A 1,841-nucleotide genomic window follows, 5' to 3' on the forward strand; every position below is an offset into this window, starting at 1 on the left:
CGTCGGACAGGATCAACTCGGCCTTCGGCCGCCCAGTACGCGCCACAGACCAAGCCTATACATCTGAACAGAATTCCTGACTCAGAAGACTAGGGGGTGTCTGACAATTCCGGTCTGATCAGCGAGATTCGGCTGAGCTGGCAATCCGGAGGTGCGCCGATCGGCTGGGGGACTGGGCAGTGGCTACGAACGGCGGGCCAGTAGATGGGCGTCGAGGAAGCCCCGATCAGAGGAAGGATCGTGGCGCAGCCGGGCGAAGGGATCGAGCCCAGCATCGCCCAGCAGTTCGGCGAGGCGATCCACCGGCCAGCTGTAGGCGGGCGCCACCTTGTGGTCGAAACGGACCGGTTCTTGTCCGTCGGTCCCGAAGAAGGAGACCAGGAGCAGACCGTCCGGTGCCAGGACGCGTACCTGTTCGGCGAGCAGCTCCGGTAGTTCCCCCGGAGGGGTGTGAATCATCGAGTAGTGGGCCAGTACGCCGCCGAGCGCGGCGTCCTCGATCGGCAGGGATTCCATCCGCGCCTCTTGGAAGCGCAGCGCCGGATGGGCCTGCCGGGCGTGGTCGACCATGCCGGGGGCAAGGTCCAGTCCGAAGGCATCCAGGCCGAGTTCGTGCAGCATGGCTGTCAGATGTCCGGGCCCGCACCCGACGTCCGCTGTCCGCAGGTTGCCCGTCGCGCGCACCAGTTCGGCGAAGGTGCCGATCATGGCCCGGGAGAAAGGCTGTGTTTCCAGCCGGTTTGCGAACAGCGATGCGTACAGCTCGACGACACCGTCGTAGGCCGTCCTGGTCTCGTCCTGATGATTCGCCACGGGCAGGACTCTATAGCGGTCCGATAATTGATCTTGTGGTAGGTCGAGGTGAGTTGACGGATGCGGCATGGAGGCGGATAGAGCCCCTTTTGCCTCAGGTGGACGGACGGGGCCGTCCGTGGCGTGATCACCGGCAGGTGGTCAACGGGGTGCTGTGGCGGCTGCGGACCGGGGCTCCGTGGCGGGATCTTCCCGACCGGTTCGGGCCGTGGCAGACCGTCTACGAGCGGTTCGCCCGCTGGGAGGCGGACGGCACCTGGGCACGGTTGCTGGAGCACGTTCAGGTCCGCGATGACGCGGTGGGCCGGGTGGAATGGACCGTCTCCGTCGACTCCACCATCAACCGAGCCCACCAGCACGCAGTCGGCGCCCGCAAAAGGGGGATGTGAACGGGGACGAACTGGAAGATCCGGGCCGCTCGCAGGCGCGCCAGGCCCTCGGCCGCTCCCGAGGCGGACTGACCACCAAAGTCCATCTCGCCGTCGATGGCCGGGGCCTGCCCCTGTCGATTGTGCTCACGCCCGTCAACGACGCGACGGCGTTCGGCCAGGTCCTCGACGGCATCCGCACCCCGCGCCTCGGCACGGGCCGCCCGCGCACGACACCGGACCGTGTGCTGGGTGACAAGGCGTATTCCAGCAGGTCCATCCGTCATCTGCTGAGGCGCCGGGGCATCGCTGCCACGATCCCCGAGCGCCGCGACCAGGCGGCGAACCGCCGCCGACGCGGAGCCCTCGGCGGCCGGCCGCCGGCCTTCGACAAGGTCACCTACCGCGACCGCAACGTCGTCGAACGATGCTTCGCCCGCCTCAAGCAGTTCCGCGCGATCGCGACCCGGTTCGACAAGCTCGGCGACCGCTACCGTGCCGGAGTTGTCCTGGCTTCCTTGATCCTCTAGCTCCGCGAGTCACGGGGTAATCATTTGTCAGACAGGCCCTAGTCTTCTGAGTCAGGAATTCTGTTCAGATGTATAGGCTTGGTCTGTGGCGCGTACTGGGCGGCCGAAGGCCGAGTTGATCCTGTCCGAC

2 protein-coding genes are annotated in these 1,841 nt (G+C 66.7%); one reads left to right on the forward strand and one right to left on the reverse strand.

Going from position 1 to position 1,841, the window contains the following annotated elements:
• Positions 1-183: 183 nt before the first annotated feature.
• Positions 184-813 (reverse strand): class I SAM-dependent methyltransferase, encoded by a 630-nt coding sequence (locus tag ACIRJT_RS38865; protein WP_403919372.1) that lies wholly within the window; start codon positions 811-813, stop codon positions 184-186.
• A 35-nt stretch (positions 814-848) separates the two neighbouring features.
• Here ACIRJT_RS38865 and ACIRJT_RS38870 point away from each other — a divergent pair.
• A protein-coding gene (locus tag ACIRJT_RS38870) for an IS5 family transposase (protein WP_403919374.1) occupies positions 849-1,711 on the forward strand; the annotation gives its coding sequence in 2 pieces (ribosomal slippage) (positions 849-1,200 and positions 1,200-1,711; 864 coding nt in all).
• Positions 1,712-1,841: the final 130 nt, after the last annotated feature.

It is taken from the genome of Streptomyces sp. NPDC102283 (assembly GCF_044766265.1).
Lineage (GTDB): Bacteria > Actinomycetota > Actinomycetes > Streptomycetales > Streptomycetaceae > Streptomyces.